The sequence below is a fragment of the Phenylobacterium sp. genome (assembly GCF_020253645.1).
In the GTDB taxonomy this organism is placed as follows: domain Bacteria; phylum Pseudomonadota; class Alphaproteobacteria; order Caulobacterales; family Caulobacteraceae; genus Phenylobacterium.
Map to the genome: position 1 here is coordinate 1 of NZ_JADCBG010000113.1, position 3,564 is coordinate 3,564.

4 protein-coding genes are annotated in these 3,564 nt (G+C 70.9%); 2 read left to right on the forward strand and 2 right to left on the reverse strand.

What is annotated here, in order from left to right:
- The coding region (locus INE98_RS08220; protein WP_293538093.1) for a serine hydrolase at window positions 1–405 on the reverse strand (405 nt) is incomplete at its 3' end.
- 138 nt (window positions 406–543) lie between these two features.
- Here INE98_RS08220 and INE98_RS08225 point away from each other — a divergent pair.
- The gene (locus tag INE98_RS08225; RefSeq protein ID WP_293538094.1) at window positions 544–1,023 is read left to right on the forward strand and encodes a hypothetical protein; all 480 of its coding nucleotides are present in this window, start codon (window positions 544–546) and stop codon (window positions 1,021–1,023) included.
- Window positions 1,024–1,150: 127 nt separating this feature from the next.
- Here INE98_RS08225 and INE98_RS08230 read toward each other — a convergent pair whose 3' ends face one another.
- Window positions 1,151–2,971 (reverse strand): aminopeptidase P family protein, encoded by a 1,821-nt coding sequence (locus tag INE98_RS08230; RefSeq protein ID WP_293538096.1) that lies wholly within the window; start codon window positions 2,969–2,971, stop codon window positions 1,151–1,153.
- A gap of 249 nt (window positions 2,972–3,220) precedes the next feature.
- On the opposite strand from INE98_RS08230, the gene INE98_RS08235 reads away from it, so the two are divergent.
- Window positions 3,221–3,564: GNAT family N-acetyltransferase (locus tag INE98_RS08235; protein WP_293538097.1), on the forward strand; the 344-nt coding region annotated here is incomplete at its 3' end.

Genomic DNA, 3,564 nt, shown 5'->3' on the forward strand with positions numbered 1-3,564 from the left:
CGAGGTGAAGCCATAGGCCAGGCCCGAGCGGTGGGTCAGGAGATCCTCCACCGTGATGTCGCGGGGCGCGTCGACCACCTCGTCCAGCGGACCCGAAGCGGACTTCAGCACCTTCATGCCGGAGAATTCCGGCGCCCACTTCGTGATCGGGTCGTCCAGCTTCAGCCGGCCCTCCTCCATCAGCATCAGGGCCAGGACGGAGGTAAGGGGCTTGGTCATGGAGGCGATGCGGAACATCGTGTCGCGGGTCATCGGCTTGTCGCCGGCGATGTCGCGCCTGCCCAGGGCGTTCAGCTGGACGATCTCGCCCTTTCGCCAGATCAGGGTGACGAAGCCCGACAGGTCCCCGGCCTCGACGACGCCCTGGAGGGCGCCTGGAATCCGGTTGATGAGGTTCATGTCCATGGGGGTCCTCCCGTCGGGCGTTGCGCCCCGTTCTGCGTTTGCGGTGCGTGTTGTCCCGTCCGGCGGCGGGAGCGTCAAGCGGGTGTCGCATGCCCGCGGGAACCGGGATAGACTGGAGCGCCCTCCCGGAGTTGCGCCATGCCGTCCAAGACCCCCCTCTGGCTCCCCCTCGCCGCGACCCTCGCCCTGGTCGCCGCCTGTTCGCCGCCCCTGCCGTCCGGAGTGGACCCCGATGCGCTGAAGGCGGCGGTGGGCGACGCCGTGGGCGATCCCAACACCTGCGTGCTGATCGCCGAGGCGGGAACGGGGCGGAGCGTCTGGCGCTATGGCTCGAGCCGGTCCTGCGGTACGGCCTGGCCCGCCTGCAGCGGGAAGGAGGTGCGCACCGTCGAGCAGCTGATGAAGACGGCTGGCCGCGAGGGCGCCGAGATCTGGGCCTCCTGTCCCTCCAACGCCGACCGTAGCCGCACGGTCGCCTGGGCGGCGGGGCCCGTGCCCGGCCGACAGGAACTCGTCTTCACGGCGGTGATGGAGGGGGCGAAGACCCCGCCCGGGATCGTCCTGGGCGACAAGCTGCGCGGCGCCCTGGAGCGCGGCGGCCTGTCTCCCGCCAGCTAGGTTCTGAACCCAGCAGACCCGCTCAAGGGGATTCCCGAACCGCCTTGACCCCCTCGCCCCGCTTGGCCGACAGCTCCCCCTTGGGGCGCTACGGCCCGGTGTTTCCAGCTCCGCGCCGTCCTGCGCCTCATCCCCCGATCGGCGCGCAGGCGGCCTTGAGCCAGGTGCGGACCTCGTGGTCCAGGTGCGGGCCGATCTCGGCCAGGACCCGGGCGTGGTAGGCGTCCAGCTGGGCGCGCTCCTCCGCCGTCAACAGATCCGGAAGGATCAGGGTCCGGTCGATGGGGGCCAGGGTCAGGGCCTCGAAGCCCAGCATGGGCCGCTCGCCGCCGGGGATGGTCCTGGGCTCGGTCACGTACTGGAGGTTCTCGATCCGGATGCCGTAGGCGCCTTCCTTGTAGTAGCCGGGCTCGTTGGAAACGATCATGCCGGGCTGGAGGGCCACCGAATTCGGGGCCTTGGCGATGCGGTGCGGGCCCTCGTGGACCCCCAGGAAGACGCCGACGCCGTGGCCGGTGCCGTGGTCGTAGTCCAGTCCGCGGGACCAGAGGGCGGCCCGGGCGAAGGCGTCCACCGCCGAGCCCGTCGTTCCCGCCGGGAAGCGCAGGGCCGCCAGGGCCAGGTGGCCCTTGAGCACCAGGGTGAAGCGCTCGCACATCTCCCGGCTCGGGGTCCCGATGGCCATGGTTCGGGTGACGTCCGTGGTGCCGTCCGGGTACTGGCCGCCGGAATCCACGAGCAGCAGGGTGCCGGGTGCGGTGCGCGCATTGGTTTTCTCGGTGGGGTGGTAGTGCGGCAGGGCGGCGTTGCCCAGGGCCGCGGCGATGGTGTCGAAGGACAGGTCCGCCAGGCCCTCAACTTCCTCGCGGAAAGCCTCCAGCCGGCTGGCGACCTCGATCTCGTCGGGCAGCAGGGTCTGGGCCTCGGTGGCCACCCAGTGCAGGAAGCGGGTCAGGGCGACGCCGTCGCGGACATGGGCGCTTCGGGAGCCGGCGATCTCCACCGGGTTCTTGCAAGCCCTGGGCAGGGCGCAGGGGTCCTCGCCCCGCAGCACCCGGGCGCCGGCGGCCTCCAGGGCGTCGAAATAGAAGGCCGGGGACTGGGCCGGATCCACCAGGACCACCTTGTCCTTCAGGCCGGCCAGGGCGCCGGGCAGGTCCGCCGGGGTTTCGAGGGACACGCCATTGCCCAGCCAGGCCGGAAGCTCCGGGGTCACCTTGACCGGCTCGAGGAAGAGGCGGGCCGAGCCGTCGCGGTTCAGGATGGCCTGGGCGAGCGGCAGGGGGGTGCGACTGACGTCACCGCCCCGAACGTTGAACAGCCAGGCGATGGAGGCCGGGGCGGTCAGGACGGCGGCCTCGGCCCCCTTCGCGACAAGGCCCTCGCCCAGCCGGGCCCGCTTGGCGGCGGACTCCTCACCGGCGAAGGCCAGGGCGTGGGGGCGCACCGGGGCGGCGGGCTGGGCCGGCCGGTCGACGCCCCAGGCCACGTCCAGGGGGTTGGGGTCCACCGGCTTCAGGGTTGCGCCGGACCGGATGGCGGCGTTCCTTAGGTGGCCCAGGGCGTCGGGGCTGTGCAGGCGCGCATCGTAGCCGATCACCTGGCCGGCGCGGGTGTGGGCCTCGATCCAGGCCGGGACCCCGCCGACCACCAGGTCGCAGATCTCGAAAAGGGCGGCGTCGACCTGGGCCCGGACCTGGATGGTGTAGCGGCCATCCACGAAGACCGCGGCCCGGTCGGCCATCACGATGGCGGCGCCGGCCGAGCCGGTGAAGCCCGTGGCCCAGGCCAGCCGGTCGTTGGCGGCGGGCAGGTATTCGTTCTGGTGCTCGTCCTCGTGGGGCACGAGCAGGCCGTCGAGCCCCTGGGCGGCCATGGCGGCGCGGATGCGGGGCAGGTGGAGGGACCCGTAGGACGGATCGGCGGACTCTTTGAAGCTCTGGCGCATGAGGGATTTCTAGGCCGGACGGGCGGCGCGCGCAAAGGCCGCAATCTTGCGGTTTGGCGGCAAGCTCGGCTACAAGCCGCCCATGGTTCGCGCTGAGGCTTTCGCTTGCTCCAATTCCAACGGTCCCACCGGGGTCGTTCGAATGCGCACGCCTTGAGCTGACGCCGCCTCGAACCAGACCCCGCCAACGTCGGTCGGGGGCTGGCGAAACCACGAACCCGTCCGATCCTCCTGAATTGGATCGTTCCCATGTCCACCCCATCCTGGCTTCCCATCGAGACCGAGCGGCTGTGGCTGCGCGAGTTCCGTGAAGACGACTTCGACGCCATGCACGCCTATGCCACCGACCCGGAGGTGGTGCGCTACATGACCTGGGGCCCCAACACCCTGGAGGTCACCCGCGAAGTGCTGGACCGCAATCTTGAACGGCAGAAGACCTGGCCGCGGGAGGACCTGAGCCTGGCCGTCGAGGTGAAGGCAACGTCTGAGATGATCGGCGTCATCTCTCTCCACGAGGCCAACCCCGACAACAGCGCCTTCGGCTATTGCTATAGCCGGGAGGCCTGGGGGAAGGGCTATGGGACCGAGGCGGC